Annotated in this window: 11 protein-coding genes; 7 read left to right on the top strand and 4 right to left on the bottom strand. The window is 62.3% G+C overall.

Going from position 1 to position 16,586, the window contains the following annotated elements; all coding sequences use genetic code 11:
* Positions 1 to 428: 428 nt before the first annotated feature.
* The 5 genes from ABEL04_RS03725 to ABEL04_RS03705 all read left to right on the top strand — a co-directional run bounded on the left by ABEL04_RS03725 (position 429) and on the right by ABEL04_RS03705 (position 10,038).
* A complete protein-coding gene (locus ABEL04_RS03725; RefSeq protein WP_375801043.1) occupies positions 429 to 2,789 on the top strand; it encodes an SPOR domain-containing protein in 2,361 nt (786 codons plus the stop codon).
* Between the two features lie 32 nt (positions 2,790 to 2,821).
* Positions 2,822 to 3,793 carry an HlyD family efflux transporter periplasmic adaptor subunit gene (locus ABEL04_RS03720; protein ID WP_375801042.1) on the top strand — a complete coding sequence of 324 codons (972 nt, stop codon included), beginning with the start codon at positions 2,822 to 2,824 and terminating at the stop codon, positions 3,791 to 3,793.
* 1,725 nt (positions 3,794 to 5,518) lie between these two features.
* A complete protein-coding gene (locus ABEL04_RS03715; protein ID WP_375801041.1) occupies positions 5,519 to 6,988 on the top strand; it encodes a hypothetical protein in 1,470 nt (489 codons plus the stop codon).
* Positions 6,989 to 7,158: 170 nt separating this feature from the next.
* Positions 7,159 to 8,490: a glycosyltransferase gene (locus ABEL04_RS03710; protein WP_375801040.1), complete on the top strand. Its 1,332-nt coding sequence runs from the start codon at positions 7,159 to 7,161 to the stop codon at positions 8,488 to 8,490.
* 48 nt (positions 8,491 to 8,538) lie between these two features.
* The gene (locus ABEL04_RS03705) at positions 8,539 to 10,038 is read left to right on the top strand and encodes a nucleotide sugar dehydrogenase (protein ID WP_375801039.1); all 1,500 of its coding nucleotides are present in this window, start codon (positions 8,539 to 8,541) and stop codon (positions 10,036 to 10,038) included.
* Between the two features lie 289 nt (positions 10,039 to 10,327).
* Here ABEL04_RS03705 and ABEL04_RS03700 read toward each other — a convergent pair whose 3' ends face one another.
* Positions 10,328 to 11,014 (bottom strand): TMEM165/GDT1 family protein, encoded by a 687-nt coding sequence (locus tag ABEL04_RS03700; protein WP_375801038.1) that lies wholly within the window; start codon positions 11,012 to 11,014, stop codon positions 10,328 to 10,330.
* A gap of 1,013 nt (positions 11,015 to 12,027) precedes the next feature.
* Here ABEL04_RS03700 and ABEL04_RS03695 point away from each other — a divergent pair.
* Positions 12,028 to 12,681, top strand: a complete 654-nt coding sequence (locus tag ABEL04_RS03695; protein ID WP_375801037.1) for a hypothetical protein — start codon at positions 12,028 to 12,030, stop codon at positions 12,679 to 12,681.
* 790 nt (positions 12,682 to 13,471) lie between these two features.
* Here ABEL04_RS03695 and ABEL04_RS03690 read toward each other — a convergent pair.
* Complete coding sequence (locus tag ABEL04_RS03690; protein WP_375801036.1) at positions 13,472 to 14,644, bottom strand: TonB-dependent receptor plug domain-containing protein; 1,173 nt, start codon at positions 14,642 to 14,644, stop codon at positions 13,472 to 13,474.
* The gene (locus ABEL04_RS03685) at positions 14,583 to 15,443 is read right to left on the bottom strand and encodes a TonB-dependent receptor (protein ID WP_375801035.1); all 861 of its coding nucleotides are present in this window, start codon (positions 15,441 to 15,443) and stop codon (positions 14,583 to 14,585) included. Before ABEL04_RS03685 ends, ABEL04_RS03690 begins: the two co-directional genes overlap by 62 nt.
* A gap of 212 nt (positions 15,444 to 15,655) precedes the next feature.
* Here ABEL04_RS03685 and ABEL04_RS03680 point away from each other — a divergent pair, with 212 nt between their 5' ends.
* On the top strand, positions 15,656 to 15,997 hold the full coding sequence (locus tag ABEL04_RS03680) for a rhodanese-like domain-containing protein (RefSeq protein WP_375801034.1): 342 nt from the start codon (positions 15,656 to 15,658) through the stop codon (positions 15,995 to 15,997).
* A 137-nt stretch (positions 15,998 to 16,134) separates the two neighbouring features.
* On the opposite strand, the gene ABEL04_RS03675 is transcribed toward ABEL04_RS03680, so the two are convergent.
* Positions 16,135 to 16,548, bottom strand: coding sequence for a DUF4019 domain-containing protein (locus tag ABEL04_RS03675; RefSeq protein WP_375801033.1), 414 nt, complete (start codon positions 16,546 to 16,548; stop codon positions 16,135 to 16,137).
* Positions 16,549 to 16,586 lie beyond the last annotated feature (38 nt).

Genomic DNA, 16,586 nt, shown 5'->3' with positions numbered 1-16,586 from the left:
CAGATTTTGAGGCTTGACTCCAATGCGCGAGCTCTCGTCCGCAGCTGATGGGGGCCGCTTGTGCCCCATGACATGGCTCCTGCCCTCTGAAGTTTGGGGGAAAAGCAACCTGGACTTGAAGCCGACCTGCTTCGGACGCACCATTCTCTGCTTGCCCTGCACGGAGAGCGACGATCAGGAGCGTCGGGCCGTTCCCAAAACGGGCGGATGAGAACAAGGGACGATCTCCCAATAGCAAACTACTTCTGCTCACGATTCGTGCTTCACCGATGCACTCCCCCAAGACCTTTACCCGACTGCTCCAGTTCGTGGAAGTGGGGACCGCGGCTGTTCTCTTGGTTGCAGGAGGACTGGGGGGATCTTCCGCTGCGCCGACGCCCAGGATAGGACCTGTTCAACCAGGAGACAGGGCCCGGCCGGCGAAGCGCATGGAAGTAAGAACCGACAGCTTCCGCGTGCAACTGTTTGCGTCGACGAAGCGGGCCGGGGCCGAGTCTTTTCGCTCGGAGGTCCGCCGGTGGTGGTCGAGGGTGAAAGGTCAAGCCCCAATCGGCGTGTTCGGGACGGATCCCGTGCTCGCTATCAGGTATGATGGGACCTACCACCAGGTCCTGATGGGGGGCTTTGCGGTGCGCAGTGAAGCGCAACAGGGGCGGGCGTTCCTCCGTCGGCGGTACCCGGACGCGTTCATTGTCCGAACGGGAGGAGCGGGAGACACCCGGACCGCGGGAGGCATCGACGCTCAGCAGGCTGACTCGGCGAGGGCTCGATCTCAAGATCCATCCTCCCCGCGCGGGTCTTCCGATACAACCTCCCAGCAATCGGATCTCCCCGACAGCATGGGGATCGATCCGGAAGCAGCCTGGACCCGAATTCGGAAGGCAGCCGGACTCGTAGAGACGCTGAGCCGCGACTCGGTCTACAGCGCGGAAGATCTCCCGGAGATTTTTGACGTGAATTGCTCTCCGGTCCGTCCCGGACAGGCCCGATCCGAGGCGCTTGCCCGGGAAGCCTCCCACCTCAATCGAAATTTGGGAATTGACCTCGAAGCTCGGTACGGCCGAGAGACGAGGCCAACCACGGGCCCATTCGCGAGCAGCCTCTCGGGGACGTACGTAGGGGTAGACTGGGATCTTTTGAGCCGAGGGCTCTGGGGAAACCGACAGCGCAGCAATCTCCTTCGGGCCCGGGCGAAGGCCGAGCGGCTGTCAGGGACACTGGCCTACATCCAACGCACGGAAACATGCCGGGCTCGGCGGATTCAGGAGCGTCTTCGGGGAATGCTCCCCCGACTGCTGAAGACCGAAGTCAGACTGAGCACGCATCGGAAACGGCTTCTTCGGCGCGCATACCTGGAAGGCGACGCGCTACTGGATGACTTTGTGGAAGCGAAAGAAGAGACGGAGGAGGCGCGACAGCGGCTAAGATCCCTCCGGGAAGACCTCAAAGGAAAGCCCCGGCCCGATCCGCTGAAGGCCTTTCCCCCACTTCCGGGCCTTGAGTTCGACTCCCTGTCTCTTGCGTCTACGGGGGACTCTCTCCGCCGTCGGCTGGGAGAGGCGGAACGGAGGATGGTTTCGTTGCGCGACGACGCTGCGCTCGACACCCGGCTGAGCGTGTTTGGCCGATATACCACGACCCGCACCTTCAATGATCGGGACTTCGAGTTCGGCCTGCGTGTTAGCCAGCCGCTCTTCGGGGCCCTCTTTGGGAACGACGAGGTCGCAGAGGCTGAGCGCGCCGAGGTGCAACGCCGAGAAGAGGCGCTGGCCCTGACAGAACAGCGGGGACGCCTGAAGACGGTCCGTCGACGGTTCGAAGAGGATCGGGGGCGGGCCATCCGGGCCCACCACCGAGTCGTGCGTCGGCGGGAGCGCGTTCGCCGCCGGTTAAGCGCACGTGCTGTCCGGGGGAGCCAGCGTCTCGGTCCGGCCCTCAAGGAGATTGGAGACCTGCTCAGCGCCACCACCGAGAAGGTGCTGGCGTACGCAGAGGTGTATGAGGAGGTAGCCCGTGCCTTCAGCGCGGCCCGTGAGCCATTCGATCCGGCCTTCTTAACCCCCCGCCCGGTGATGTCCTACGAGCAGCGGGCGCGGGCGGGGCAGCGCAGCGTGTACGTGCGGTCACGACAGTTCCGACGCCAAAGCAATGACTTCCTGATCGAACTGGCACAGGCCCGAAAGATCGGACGGCTGATCGTGAGTGCTGAACCGGACACGCCGATGAAAAAGCTCCGGGCGTTGCAGGAGCAGACACGAGAGAACGACCTCAAGGTCGAACTGCTCCTTGCCCCCGATCACTGGGTTCGCTCCGGAGGAATTCAGCGGGCCGAGGCGCGACTCGACACCCTGGATCTGCGGGGCAGTGCCCTTCATCTCGACGTAGAGCCTCACGTGCTCGACACCTCCGGCCAGCGCCGGGATGAGTTGGTGCAGAGGTGCCTGGAGCTCCTCCGCACGGCCCGGCGCACCATCGACGGCGGCAGGCTCGTCGTTTCCGTCCCTCTCTCCTTGCCAGCTCGTGCGTACCGGGAAATGGCAAAGATTGTAGATCGAGCGTACCTGCGGGCGTACGGCGAAAGCCAGACGCACGAACGAGCGAAAGAGATTCTCAAGGCTGCTCGCCACTTCGACCCCAGGCAGCGAGTGATCGCTCTGCGCCCTGAGGACTTCGCGGGTGCCTGGGAACTGAACCAGGCCATCTCGGCCCTCCAGAAAACGACACGAACGGATCGGTTCGCGTTGCAGGACCTAGAGAGCTTCCTTCAGCTTGTTAACTACAACCCATGAGACTTCGGAGCCAAGCGTCTGGCGAGAGCGTCGTGAGTGACGCCCCCGAGGGCGAATCCCCACGGTCCCGCTGGGCCTACGTCACGAAATGGCTCTACGGGCTCTTTTTAGTGGGCATCGTAGGGCTAACCGCGTGGTATGGATTCTACACCTACTTCCACTACGACGGCTCCGGCCAGATTCGGGTACAGCGCACCCTCGTGGGCCCGGAACGAGCGGGCCGAATCCAGAAGATATGGCCGAGCGAGGGCGACGCTGTGCTTCGGGGCGATTCGCTGGTGATGATAGACCCAGAAGAGGCGTGTGAAGCCGAAGAAGGCATCACAGATGTAGAGCAGGATCGTCGAGAGAGTCGCCAGCGGGCCGAGGTGCTCGCCCTGCGCATTCAGGGTCTTCAGCGACAGCTGGCCCGGAAACGCCGCGAACTGAACCGATTGCGCGAACGAGAGGTGCTGGAGCTCGACAATACGGAACCGCGCCAAAACCGATTGGAGGAAGACACGTCCGAACTTAAGAGCACGATCACCCAGTTGCGGCTCCAGAAGCAACAGGCGAGGGCGACCACAGAACGCCTCGCAGATGTTCCGCGCGTCCCCCAGGATCCCGGGTGTGCTCCGTTTGTCGTATCAGCGCCGTACGACGGGCGGGTGCACCGCGTCCATGAAGACGAATTCGCCGTCGTCGATGCCGGAACACCGGTCCTGAGTCTCACCCGGTCCACCTCTTCGGTAGTCGTGCTCGGCTACTTGAACCAGGACCTCACCGGTCACGTCCAGCGGGGGGATACGGTGAGTGTATACCTCCCTGGAGGAACGACCACCCGGGGCGTAGTCCAGGAAACGTACTCCACGGCTCAGGACTTTGCCCGGGTGAAGTACGATATCTACGAGCCGTACCCCACGCAGTTGCTGACCGAGGTTGCTCCTGCGAACCAGAAGGTGAGGCAGCAGTGGCGGAAGCTAGACCGGACCGAAGTGGAAATCGAAGGCCGAATCAGCAGATAGGGACCCGCCACAGCCCAACCCCCCGAGATCCTGTACTCAGGAGCATCCTCGTTTTGCCAGTGGCTGATTTGTCTGGACGCTGCGGCACAGAGAGGTGGGCGCAACGGGACTACTCTACACCTCGGTCGAGTAGGGACATCGCAGTCGAAACGGGCGGTGGCCCACAGATCATTTTCCATCAGCCACAGCTCCTTACAGTGAACCGGTACTGCTCGGCCCGGTAGGGGCACCTGCTGTCTAGACCCTTCGACTTGGTAGGAGTTCGGGGGCATGGCAGGGCGCCTCCCGCCAACTCCACAAGCGATCTGTCCGGGGCAGAAAGTGAACATGACTGAGGGAGACTACGAAGTTTCTAGCGCTGAGCGGAGGTCCCGCGTGGTCTCGACTATAGTGCATTGGGGCGGGTCTGTGGCCTTCTGCCCGGAGGAGGGAAGGGGCCTTGCTGTACAACTGCGGGAAGAAAACCGGACCTGCGCCAAATTCCTTCATTGCTCTGCGCCTTTTCTACAAGAGAGAACAGGAACCGCATGATAGGTTTCATAGTCTGCTATACCCTCTTCTGACTTCCAAACGAGGCTCGGGTGGCGAAAAACCGGGAGAGGGTTGTCGCCGCTAGGTGGATGAACGCTGCGGACTCAGCCGGGGAGGAACGGCCCTACTGACATCAGAAGCCGTGGTGGTTTGATTCTTGCGAAGCTGTGTGATGCGTCCTGCGGGCGAAACAGGCTGCTGTAAGCCACGCCTGAAGGCCCGTTTGGGGTGCCTTCCTCCTCGGATGGAATTCGAAATGTAGCACGCCGGGAAAGAACAGAACCGTTCTGGGTGTCTCAGACCGACCCAACACAATGCGATCCTGAGATCATGGACAGCGGGTCCTCACATGACTCCGACGGAGCCCTGAACCGATTGAGGGACCTGGTTCAGTCGGACCCCTCGGACTTCTTAATTGAGACCGGTACTGCTGAATTTCCAAAAGCACCAGTACGACGAGACCATCAGCAGCCTCCGAACCAGGATCGGGGGGAAATAGGCCCGGATCAGAGCCGGCAGGAAAGCGAGCAGAGTAGAGGGGAACCGACGCGCACGGCTGACCGGACCCAGCAGCAGGGGGAGCCGGACTCGCAGGAGCCGAGTCAAACAGACGCGTCGGCCTCTCGCTCAGAGGAGAATGTATCCCGAGACGCAGAGACAGGACCGCGGTCTCCTGCCCAGAAGACAGCAACGGTTGAGAGCGCGATTTCTGCGTTTCGGGGAGCGCAGAACCGTGCACCGGACTCAGGGACAGGGCCTCGAGCAGACGCGGGCGAAGGTGGATCTCCCCCATCGGAGCGGAACGCCGAGGCCGGACGGTCCGAACGGGAGGAAGAGTCCTCTGAGGCAAAATCCCCCTTCGAAATTGAGGACTCCATCGAGGACTTCGCCTTTGCCTTCCGGAAGGCACTCAGGCAAAATGGGAATCGAGGGTTAAGTCCCGTCAGGGATGAGCCGTCCGGATCGGCACGAAGCAACGGGGCTTCAGACGGATCGCACCAGAAGAACCGGAAGACAGAGACATCCCCAACACCGGCAAAGTCGACCGTTCGAGCGGACAACGGCGCCCCCTCACTTAGGAATGACCGGGAGAATGGAATCCTCTTGGATCCATCGGAATCCAAGGTGGAGAGGCTCAACCGGACTGGCGATGGGGCCCCTACGTCCAGTGGACAAGAGACGGACGGCAGGCGTGTGGAAGGAGCGTCCGGGGACGTTTCTTCCGCACCGTCGGGACAGCCGGCCCAGCCCGACGTTCCTTTCCTCCGAGTCACCGACCAGTCCGAGCGTGGATCAGACTCCGTTTCCGTTGAGCACCTCGGTCGATCTCGCGCGCTGGAGGCAGAGGCATTTCTTTTGGAGGGGAAAGGGGACAAGCCCTACGAACTACTCACGCGAATCCGTCATCACTCCACCCCGAGCATCTACCTGAAGCCCGTGTTCTGGGTGCACACTGCCGAGGAGGAGTCGAAAGTAGCGGCGCATGTCGATGGGGAGTGCGTTCGGGGTGAGCGCTCCACAATGGATGCGCTCGAGGAGCGGGCGGCCTCGATCAACCGTCGGATCGGCAATGTTGCAGGAACGGAGGCGAAGAAGAACGGAGGAGTGGAGCTCCGGGTCCTGCGATTCATGGTGACCCGAGGTCACGAGTTCACCCCCCGTCGCACCGTTGAGAACAGCGATGGATTCGTGTATCCGAAACTGACCCCCCTACTCGGGCAGGGGGCGAAGAGTGAAGGGGGCGAACTCGTGCGGATTCTTTCCGTCCTGGAGGACCGGCGCCTGCTCTCTGGCGAGTTTGCAATGGCGCAGCACGCGTGCCAGAACTGTGGCAGTGGATTTCTAAATTTCGAGGAGGTGTGCTCCCACTGCGGATCGGCCAATCTTGACGCCGACGACCTCGTGCATCACTTTCGGTGCGGCTTCACTGGCGCCCTAGATGAGTTTGAAAGGGAGAAGGGACGCCTTGTCTGCCCCAAGTGTGACCGCTACCTCAAACAGATTGGGGTCGACTACGACAAGCCCAGTGTTGTGCACACGTGTCGGCGGTGCCACGAGGAGTTTCAGAATCCGGAGGTTCAAACGACCTGCCATCAGTGCGGACGCACCAGTCCTCCGGAGCAGCAGATTAGGCGGCGGATCAAGACGTATGACGTGACCGCCCTGGGTGAGGAAACCGCCATCTACGGCCTGAGCGATTCTCTGCTGTCGACCCTGGAGCGGGAAAGCCGCGTGCTCGACTACGCGACGTTCCAGCTGATTGTCGAGTCGGAGGCGGCGCGGATCGAGCGGTATCAGCGCTCCACCAGTTCCCTGCTACTGGTGCGGCTGACGAAGCTGAAGCAACTCCGGATGGAGCTGGGAGAGCGGAGCCAGGAGGTCGTTGAAGAAATCGCGACCGCCTTCGACAACACGCTTCGCTCCTCGGATTATCTTTCGGCCCGGAACGAATCGCTCTATCTATTCCTGCTGACGGAGACGGGCCAGGATGGCGCCCAGCGGGCCGGCGAGCGTCTCGAAGAGAACATCGAGGGGGTCCTCAGCCAGAACCTTGCCCATCCCCCGGAGCTGAACATTGCGGTGCAGCCGCTTCGGCCGGGCATCGATCTGGACCGTCTCACCGAGCAGTTCCTTGCACTCCAGTCGCAGGACCGATCCTCGTGAGCGCTACCGATCACCGGTCCCCGCCGACGCAAAGGAGGGCGGGACCCCTCTCGGAGATCGTAGGGAAACGGTGCCAGTTGAGATAGGGGCGCACGCACTGATGCCCATGCTGGCCTGGAGGCTGCATCCGCGCACGGCCAGGTCCCTGAAGTCGTATTCTGCGCCATCCGATGTCAGCCCCGATCATGGTAGAGACGGTCGATACCTTTCTTCAATTCCTGGCAGGATTGAGCGCCTGGGAGTTTCTCGCCTACTTCTGGCCGTTCCTTCTGATCGACTTCAATCGGTACATTGTCGTAGATGGGATCGGAATCGTCCAGTACCTCTACGGGCACGTCACGCAGAACGACGATCGGGAGGACGCTCGACGGCAACTCTACCGGGAATATCCGCTGGTCACCGTTATCATTCCGGGGAAGGACGAAGGCTCCACTCTGGAATCGCTCGTTGAGACGCTCCACCAGCAGACCTACGCGAACTTGGAGATCATCGTGGTCGACGACGGGTCGGAGGACCGAACCCCCGAGATTGGCCGCCGCCTCGAGGATGAAGGCCGGATCGACCGGTTCCTGCGGCAGCGCGTACGGGGAGGAAAAGCCAGCGCCGCAAACACCGGACTGCGGTTAGCCAACGGGCAGTTTGTCGTCCATATCGATGCTGACTCCTACCTCCGGGACGACGCCATCGAGAAGTCTCTTCTCCCGTTCTACGCCGAAGAAAATGTAGGAGCCGTAGGGGGGGACATTCGCGTGGCGAATGCGTCCCGAAATCTCACGACCCTGGTGCAGGCGCTCGAATACCTGAAGACCATCACCGTCGGGCGGACGGCGAGCACCGAGTACGGCATGCTCCGAATCGTAGCCGGTGCGTTTGGCACCTTCCGCACCGACACCCTCCGACGCCTCGGCGGCTGGGACGTGGGGCCAGGACTGGACGGGGACCTAACCCTCAAGGTGCGAAAGCTCGGACTGAAGGTTGTGCACGCTCCAGACGCAGTCTGCTACACGAACGTGCCGACCAGTCTGTCGGCACTGGCGAGGCAGCGCTACCGGTGGAGTCGCTCCCTCGTCCGCTTCCGGTTGCGGAAGCACAGCAACCTGCTCCGCCTGTTGGGGCCGTTCAGCTGGTCCGACATGGCCACGGTGGCCGACAATGTGCTGTTTATGATTATTTTGGACTTGAAATGGCTCGTCTACATCATACAGCTGATCGTCCTGGACGTCGGCCTGATTCCGTTCATACTGACCGTTAACTTGATTCTGTACACGGGGAGTAACGTCATAAAGTACGGCCTGATTAAGGCTGTGCTGGCCGTCACCGGAACGAAAGAGCCTTCTCGGGGAGTGGGGCTCGCAATTCCTCTCATGTCCTGGTATTTTGGATTCTACCTGCGCACTGTTCGTTCACTGGGGTATATCATGGAGGCCCTCTTCCGGGTCAGCTACTGGGACCCCTGGAACCCGTGGAAGGTAGGCAAGGAGGCCCTCAAGGAGGGCGTTTAGGGAAACGAACACACTCGAAGCTCTCTCGCCACGAGCGCCGACGATTGCATGGACCACTCTCCACAGATCTCAGCAGAGGATTCCCCTGTGGCCGAACATGAAGCGGCCCAGCAACTGCTACGTCGTCTTGAGGCACGAGAGGCAAACATCGGGGTAGTCGGGCTCGGGTACGTCGGGCTTCCTCTCGCCGTCGAATACGCCCGGGCTGGCTTCGACACGATCGGAATCGACAGGGAGACGGACCGCGTCGACCGCCTCAACACCGGGGAAAACTACATCGATGACGTGGACGATGAGGACCTGCGCCGTCTCACCGCCGACGGACGGCTCCGGGGGCAGACGACGTTCGACCAGGCGTCGGAAATCGATGTCTTCTTCGTCTGCGTGCCGACGCCGGTCAACGACACAAACGATCCGGATCTCTCTCACGTGGAGTCGGCCATCCGCTCGATCGCCGATCACCTGCGCCCGGGCCAACTCATCGTTCTGAGGAGCACAACCTACCCCGGCACGACGGAGGAAGAGGTGCTGCCCCTCTTGCAGGAGGCCACCGACGAGCAGGGGCTCACCCTGGGACAGGACTGCTTTCTCGCCTACAGCCCGGAGCGCGCCGATCCCGGCAACGAGACGCACACGGCGGGAACCATCCCGGTTGTCGTGGGAGGGATCACGGATCAGGACGCAGCGGTGGCGGAGCAGGCGCTTCGGGTGTTCAATGCGGACGTGCACGTCGTCTCCACCCCGAAGGCGGCGGAGATGGAAAAGCTCTTGGAGAATATCTTCCGGTCCGTGAACATCGCGCTCGTGAACGAGCTGGCCCGCCTGTGCGACCGGATTGGGGACGTCTCCATGTGGGAGGTCATCGACGCGGCCGCGACGAAGCCATTTGGCTTCATGCCCTTCTATCCGGGGCCAGGGCTTGGAGGGCACTGCATCCCGATCGACCCGCACTACCTGTCGTGGGTCGCCCAGAAATACGACTTCGAGACGAGCTTCATCACGCTGGCCGCCCGCGTAAATGAGAGCATGCCGCGCTACGCTGTGGAGGCGGTTGTAGAGGCTGTTGCCCAGCAGCCGGTACGGCTCGCAGACGCAGAGGTGCTCATCCTCGGGGTCGCCTATAAAGAGAACGTAAGCGACACGCGCAACGCTCCTGCCGGCAAGATCATCGAGCTGCTCCAGGAGAAGAACGTCGGTACCGTGTGCTACCACGACCCCCACGTTCCGTCCTACGAGGTCGACCTGCAGGACGGAGAGACGATTGACGTGCCCTCCGTCGACCTTACTCCAGAGGCCCTACAGGACTGCGACGTCGCTGTAGTCGTGACGGACCATGACGCGTTCGACCACGAGCGCATCGCGCGCCATGCGCCGCGCATCATCGACACGCGAAATGCCCTCGGCAAGGTTGAAGACGCAGACCTGCGGCGAAAGATCACTCTTCTGGGAAACAGGGAGCGCCAAACGGATCGTGTCGATGGATCCTCGCGGTCAGGAGCCCCGCGGGCCAGCCGTCGAAATGGAGCCTCTGGCGCCGGAGGCGCTTGAGCGGAACTGTGCTCGCCCCGGGCGCTGGGCGGGACGAAGGGATGCCCACGCGGCACGACTCGAAGCAGCTTCCGTCTGGTAGTGTGTTCTTCTTCGTCCCTGGGTCTTGCGTCTCGGCCCCGTTGCGTCTTGGCCACGTAGAGCACTGGGTCTGCGGCGATCGGCTAGCGTCTCCGGTGGCTGCACCCCTGACCGACCCTCCGATGATGGTGGAGCGTAGAAGGTCCGGCTCGTCAGTGACTGAAACTGGTCAGGGTACGACCGGCCTTTCATACCTCCTCCCCGTCGGTCAGAGGCCGCCGCCAATTGCCGGAATAAGATCCGAGACGGTATTTACCGCCGTTCCCCAAACGGAATGCCCTGTCGTGGCCGCGAGGAAGACGTCAAGCCCGAAGAAAACGAATAGTCCTGCTCCGGCGTAGTGAGCCTTCCGAAGGTCGACCCTATGCGCAAATCGATGGAAGAACAGCGCGTTCGCGAGGCTAACCGGGAGAATGGCGAGCATTTCTCCGACCCAGATCGCCGAGGTCGCCCCGTACTGAACGGCGAGGCTGATGGTAACCAGTTGCGTCTTGTCCCCCACCTCCCCAAAGGCCATCATCGAAAATATGCCCAGGAAGGTTGCGGTCGCGTCGGGAAGCTCGATGCCGAGCACCTCGGCGTTCCCCTCCCCCAGGAACCGTCCGGAGTCTTCGCCGGTCTCGGACGGATTCTCCCCGTCCTGGGGTGCCGAGCGGTACAACATGACCGCAAAAAGTAGGAAGAGCCCCGCGGTGAGGAGGTCCAGGTACACTCCAGGCAAGGCCTCCCGCAGAGCGCTTCCAAAGAGGATCTCCACGGCAGTCCAACCGGCGAACGCGCTTCCGGCAGCGGCAACGATGAGATAGGGATTGTAGCGGGCCGAGAGGCCGGCAATGATAAATTGCACCTTCTCCCCTGGAAGCACCGCGAGCTGAGCGCCCAGTGCGATCAGCATCACTTCGATCCAACTGGTCACGCAGTGCGCCTCCCCGGACCGAACGGACTAGTACGACTCATCCTTAAGTTTTATACACCTAACTCAAAGATTAGAGTATACTAATTTACCGGAGTCGGGGCCCATGGTTCCCATCCGTTTGGTCTCGGACCTTCGCCAAGGCAAGACTCGCACTGCAGAGGCGGGCACTGAAGAAGTGCTGAGATGGGGAACGGGCCTGGAGCCGCAGATCCACGTCCACCTCGGAGGTGACCCGTGGAAGGAGAACCTCTCGGGGCGTACTTCGACTGAGGGGAGGACTGTTCCTCCCCTTCGCCCTACATCGCAGCCCCACGTCCGGAAGTCCTTCAACCAGCACGGGGCATTCCTGACCGAATTTCTGCGGGCCCCGCGCACCGGATTCCGCCTCTTTTGTTTTGCTCCTCGCACTCCTACACTTGCTTGAGGGCCGCCACGACTGCAGCAGAGCGATGCCTTGACCGAACGGGCCCGCTCCGCCTCCCTTTCCCGCAGCCAATCCCCCGTGATGACTGGTCCCCTCCGCGTCTGGTTCTGCCGTTGTCGTTCGGGGTGCGGCAGATGGGAAGGTGTTCGCCTCCCTCGAGATCGCTCTCCCCGGGGTGGGCGTCCTCGTCCCACCAGCCCACATCGGCCCGGCAGGTCGATTCCGCCGCCCAGAACACGCTGGGGTCCCGCCGCACCGGGTACGACGATTGAGATCCCGCCAACGGGATCCGGTCCGGTCGGCACCGCGTTCTTCGGCCCGTTCTCAGAGGCGAACAGGGATATTCCAGGCCCCACTCAGCCGACAAGGGCTGTTCTCCACGGCGGTCCTCTTCCGGCCGTCGCCCCGACGACGGTGGAGGATGGACCTAATCTGCAGGGCGGTGTGTATCTCCTCTACGCCGAGGGCGAGTCATTCTCCGCTGTGCAGAGGCTCGTCCGAGACCGATGGCCCGTGAGCCCCGCTTTCTCCCCATCACCATATCCACTGCCCAATGCACGACTGTCCGATGCGGTGTCGTTTTTCGTTTTTCGTCCTTGCAAGTCTGGTGGGCTTTCTTGTGGGGGCAGTCTTCCCCGGGTCCACAGCGGCTCAGCAGCCGGCCGACAGCATCCGGGCTAAGGCCCTTCGGGATTTCCACGGTTCCGACATGGAGGGAAAGGATGGTCCGCTCGCAAAGGCGGGCTTAGATCTGCTTACGCTCTACCACCAGTACAAAGCCTTTCAGAAGCGCGGGGGGGACACGTTTGAGCCAAACTCACCAGGCCTGCGTGTCAGCAATGGGCGCGTCACCATCGACGCCATAGCGGCGGCGAGTACCGAGCAACTGCGTGTGGCCTTGGAGCGGCTCGGGCTTAAGGACGCGGCGACCGCCGGGCAACTCGTTTCGGGGCGGTTTCCGATCGCTCAGATCCCGGCGTTGGCGAATGTCGAGTCGTTGCGGGGCGTGATGCCGTCGCGGATGAAAACGCAGGACGAACAGCTTCGCCCGACCCCGCAGACGATACCTCCGGATTCGGTCTCACAGGATCGCCGTGAATCCGGTGAGAGCAAATCGTCCTCGAAAAACGGAGAGGGCACCGGCAGCGAATCCGGAACGGGGGGTGGCGTCCTGCTCCTCCTCGCCGGACTGATCGCCGCCCTCGCTCTCGCTGAGGCATAGGGGGCCGCGTCTGCGCTCGGGGTCAGGCCTGTTCCAATGTGCACCCAAGACCCCGGGCCTGTGTTGGTGCGGCCGGACCGAGTACCGGGCAGAGATGGGGATGTCACGTGGATTTCAGTGGGAGATGTCGGTAGGATCAGTAGGATCTACCCCTTTTGGGCAGGTTCGGGACGCCAAACGTTGCGACGTGAAAACGTTGATCATTATAGGTTTACGGCAATAGTGTGAAGTTGTTTTCGTAGAGGTGTCAGCCGCTCCATTTCCCAGTGGATTTGTCCTGCTTCGCCGTTTCGGCGAGCTTATCGCCACAGAACAGAAGCTTTCTTTCCCGCGAGGCGTCCATTTTGGCAGCCCCAAAATGGACGAAAAGGGCTTGGCTGGCAGAAAATGGCCTGAGGCCCGCTCTCGCTCCACTGAAATTTATCGAACTCGCCCTCCGTTCGTCGGGCTCAGCCCAGGACTACTTCCTCGCTTCGCTCAGGGCGCGGGCATGATAAATTTCGGTCGTTCCGCGATCGGGGGCCTCCGGGCGGCCATTTTCTGAAGGCCGGGGGTCGGCTATCGGGGGATCTCTTACACCCAGTCAGGGGAGGCTCCTTCGAGCAAACAACTTCACACTGTTGGGTTTACGGAAAATCTATCATTCCTCGCCTTCCGACTTCGATTCATTGCCGAGCCGACACGACGAAGTCAAAACGGTACCAGAGGACGGCCTCTACGCCAGAACGCCTACAGTCGGTACACGCAGTCCCTCTGATCGGGGGGACATCCGCCCGCCCAGTGCTGCGCGCTAGAGCTGGACCTTGGCCCCTACCAGCAGCGTGCGATCCGGCATCGGCGCGTCGAAGATCTCGGTGTACTCCTGGTTGAACAGGTTGCGCACCTCCAGCGAAACGGTGGCGCGCTGGCCTCCCAGCTGAAAGGTGTGGCCGATGCGGCCGTGCGCAACCCCGTAGGTTCCTGTGGCGGGGCCATCGTTGATCAGTCGGTCCTTCCAGAGGCCCTGAACGCCCACGGTCGTGCCTCCCGTCGTAATCGAGGCACTTCCCTGCAGAAGATGTTGCGTGCTGGTGCTGGCGTACTTGTAATCTGTTACGGGTTGGACATCGAAGTCGGGGTCGAGGTACGTGTAGCTTGACCGCAGGTGCACCCGTCCCTCACCGAGAGACCACTCAGCCCGTGCTTCCGCCTCGATACCGCGGGTAGCACCGTTCAAGTTGCGGGCCCGGAAGACTCCGTCTCGCCGGATATAGTCAATGAGATCCTCTGTGTTGCGGGCAAATCCGGTGAGGTGCAGGCCCACCGGGCCGGGCGGCCGCAGGTCAAGCCCGATCTCTCCGGACCACGCTTTCTCGCTATCAAGGCTCGGATTTCCCTTGTTGACGCGGCTGTCGATGAAACGCTCCACGTAGTTCGGCGCTCGCACAGCCCGCCCGCCACCGGCCCGCAGCGTCGCAGGGCCGAGACTATAGGCCAGATACAACTGAGGCGTCGGCTCCACCCCGTAGAGCGGATCGTAGTCGACACGTAGGCTCTGGTTAACGGTCAGGCGGGACGTAGCAGTCCACCGCAGGCGGACGAACGCTCCGCCGAAAACGTCGCTGTGGAGGCCGTAGCTGTTGCTGTCGATCCCGCGAAGCTGCCCGGACGCGCCGCCCGTAACCCGCACTGCCCCGACGGTGCGGGAGGCCTGCGCCTGCAGGTTCAGCATGCGGCTCGTGTGTCGACTCGGGGTGGCGCTGGCATTGTACACGTAGCGGTCGCGATGCTGCTTCGCCGAGGCCTGTGCGCGCCATCTTGTCGATGCGTTCCGGTCACTAACCGCCCGTACCTGCGTCCAGAACGTCGAGGTCGACTCCCGGGCCCTGTCACCCGAAAAGTCTGTGTAGTAGTGCCAGGCACTAAAGTCGCGGTCGTCGACCCCCACCCGCGCGTACAAGGTAGCACCGAGTAGTAGAGCCACCGTTGCGGGTCGACAAGGCCCCCACCCGCGCGTACAAGGTAGCACCCCCGAGATTGCGCGCGAGGGCGGCGGTGCCGACCCGGCGCCGGAAATCGGTGCGGACGGGGTCACCGTCCCTGTAGGTAACCGGCTGTCCGCCCATCCGGATGACCTGCCCATCGCTACTCTGCAGGGCAGTCGCGGCGCTCACCGCCGTGGTTGTGCCCACATGGCGCACCGCACCACCGGCGTCGTACAAATCATTCTCTCCGTATCGGCCATCGATCTGCGCTGCAAGCCCAGTGTCCACCATCTGTCCGCTCCGCAGTGCTGTCTTCGTGATAAGGTGGACCACGCCGCCGAGCGCATCCGGGCCGTAGAGGGCAGTGGCTGGGCCCCGAAGCACTTCTATCCGGGCAATCTCAGAGAGCGGCACTGGCAGGTCCATCAGGAAGTGTCCCGTCATCGGGTCGTTGATGCGGGCCCCATCCAGCAGAAGCAGTACGCCGTTGAACGTGGAACCGCGCATTCGAAGGTCACTCTGCACCCCGAATCCTCCCCGGCTCTGCACGTCGACCCCCGCCGCTACGTTGAGCAGCTGGTCGATAGTGTTCACGGAAAGCGACTGGATGTCCCGCTGCGTGTAGACGGTGACGCGACGTCCTGTCTGCTGGACCGTGGAGGCTACACGAGAGGCGGTCACGACAACGCTATCGGGCATCTGGACGCGAAATGCCACGTCGGTCGTGTCCTGCGCCCGCACTGGTCCAGCGAGTACGACGAGCAGCGCCCAGGCCGCAAGTGATCGGGGATGAATCATGGGAGTAGTTGGTAGCGCAGAGGATGATCGATGTCGCCCAACGGCTCCTGTGCGGGACAGATTCTTCTTCTCATCGGCAAAATTCTGGGAGTCGCGTAACACCTTCGGGACGCGCGCCCGGAAGAGGGATCTCGTTACTGGAATGCACGTTTCGAAAAACTAGGACGACAGACTCCCACCGCATCTTGTGCATTCAACCCATCCTGACGACTATGCCTGACACCCTGACGACCATCACAGCCGACGACCTGAAAGAGGAACTTGAAAGTGACCAACCCCCCGTCCTGATCAACACGCTGCCGCGGGATGCCTATGAGGCGAAGCACATCCCGGGCTCCGTCAGCGTGCCCACCGGCGACATCGACCAGGTTGAAGCGCTCGTTCCAGACAAGGACGAGCAGATCGTGGTGTACTGCGCCAACTCCGACTGTGACGCCTCGCCAGAGGCCGCGCAGAAGCTCGAGGAGAAGGGATACACGAACGTAGCCGACTTCGAAGCGGGCTACGCGGGCTGGCGGCAGTCCGGATACCCGCTGGCCGGAGAAGAAGCCTAGGTGACGCGCCGGACGTCTTGGCAGTACCTCTGAAGGGGGGGCGACCAGCCAACGGTCGCCCCTTCTTTGTTGTAGTGGACGATTGGTTCATCACCGCCGGAGCAGGACCTCCGCGTGCGGGTGCCATCGTCTTCCTCCTATGGCCGCGGTGCCGTCGAGTCCTGGGTGCCTGCGGCGGCGATCGGGGCGACCTCGTAGCTGGCCACCGTCCAGGCGTCGTCAGTCCTCGCAGTGAGAATCGTCTCAACGTAGAGGCCCGCCCTGAACGTCGACCGGTACCGTAGAAGGACAAAGGGGCCGGACCTGGAGGCCTGCCGGACTGAATCACGCTGCTGTGCGCGAATGAGCCGCCGCGAGCGAAGAGGACCGAGGATCCTTCGGGCTTGAGCGCCCCGACTCTCCCACTGCTCTGCCGTCATGTCCTCCCGCAGCAGGGGGGCTGCGTCGTTCCAGGCGGTAGACCACGCCCCGGAATCGACATGCTGAAGCCACTGCTGAGCTGCCGCCCGTGCGGCCTCCTCAACCGTGTTGGCCTCGGTCGTATCTGCCATCTCTCTCATTTGGGCGTGCCCTGGCAGAGCAAGAGGAA

The organism is Salinibacter sp. (genome assembly GCF_042218895.1).
GTDB lineage: Bacteria > Bacteroidota > Rhodothermia > Rhodothermales > Salinibacteraceae > Salinibacter.
Note: the sequence above shows the minus strand (reverse complement) of the source record. Positions and strands in the feature narration are given on the sequence as shown.

Bases quoted from the DNA above. Each gene is read 5' to 3' on its own strand.
- ABEL04_RS03725 (WP_375801043.1), top strand. From the start codon at position 429: ATGGAAGTAAGAACCGACAGCTTCCGCGTGCAACTGTTTGCGTCGACG.
- ABEL04_RS03710 (WP_375801040.1), top strand. From the start codon at position 7,159: ATGTCAGCCCCGATCATGGTAGAGACGGTCGATACCTTTCTTCAATTC.
- ABEL04_RS03705 (WP_375801039.1), top strand. From the start codon at position 8,539: ATGGACCACTCTCCACAGATCTCAGCAGAGGATTCCCCTGTGGCCGAA.
- ABEL04_RS03700 (WP_375801038.1), bottom strand. From the start codon at position 11,014: ATGCTGATCGCACTGGGCGCTCAGCTCGCGGTGCTTCCAGGGGAGAAG.
- ABEL04_RS03695 (WP_375801037.1), top strand. From the start codon at position 12,028: ATGCGGTGTCGTTTTTCGTTTTTCGTCCTTGCAAGTCTGGTGGGCTTT.
- ABEL04_RS03685 (WP_375801035.1), bottom strand. From the start codon at position 15,443: ATGATTCATCCCCGATCACTTGCGGCCTGGGCGCTGCTCGTCGTACTC.
- ABEL04_RS03680 (WP_375801034.1), top strand. From the start codon at position 15,656: ATGCCTGACACCCTGACGACCATCACAGCCGACGACCTGAAAGAGGAA.
- ABEL04_RS03675 (WP_375801033.1), bottom strand. From the start codon at position 16,548: ATGGCAGATACGACCGAGGCCAACACGGTTGAGGAGGCCGCACGGGCG.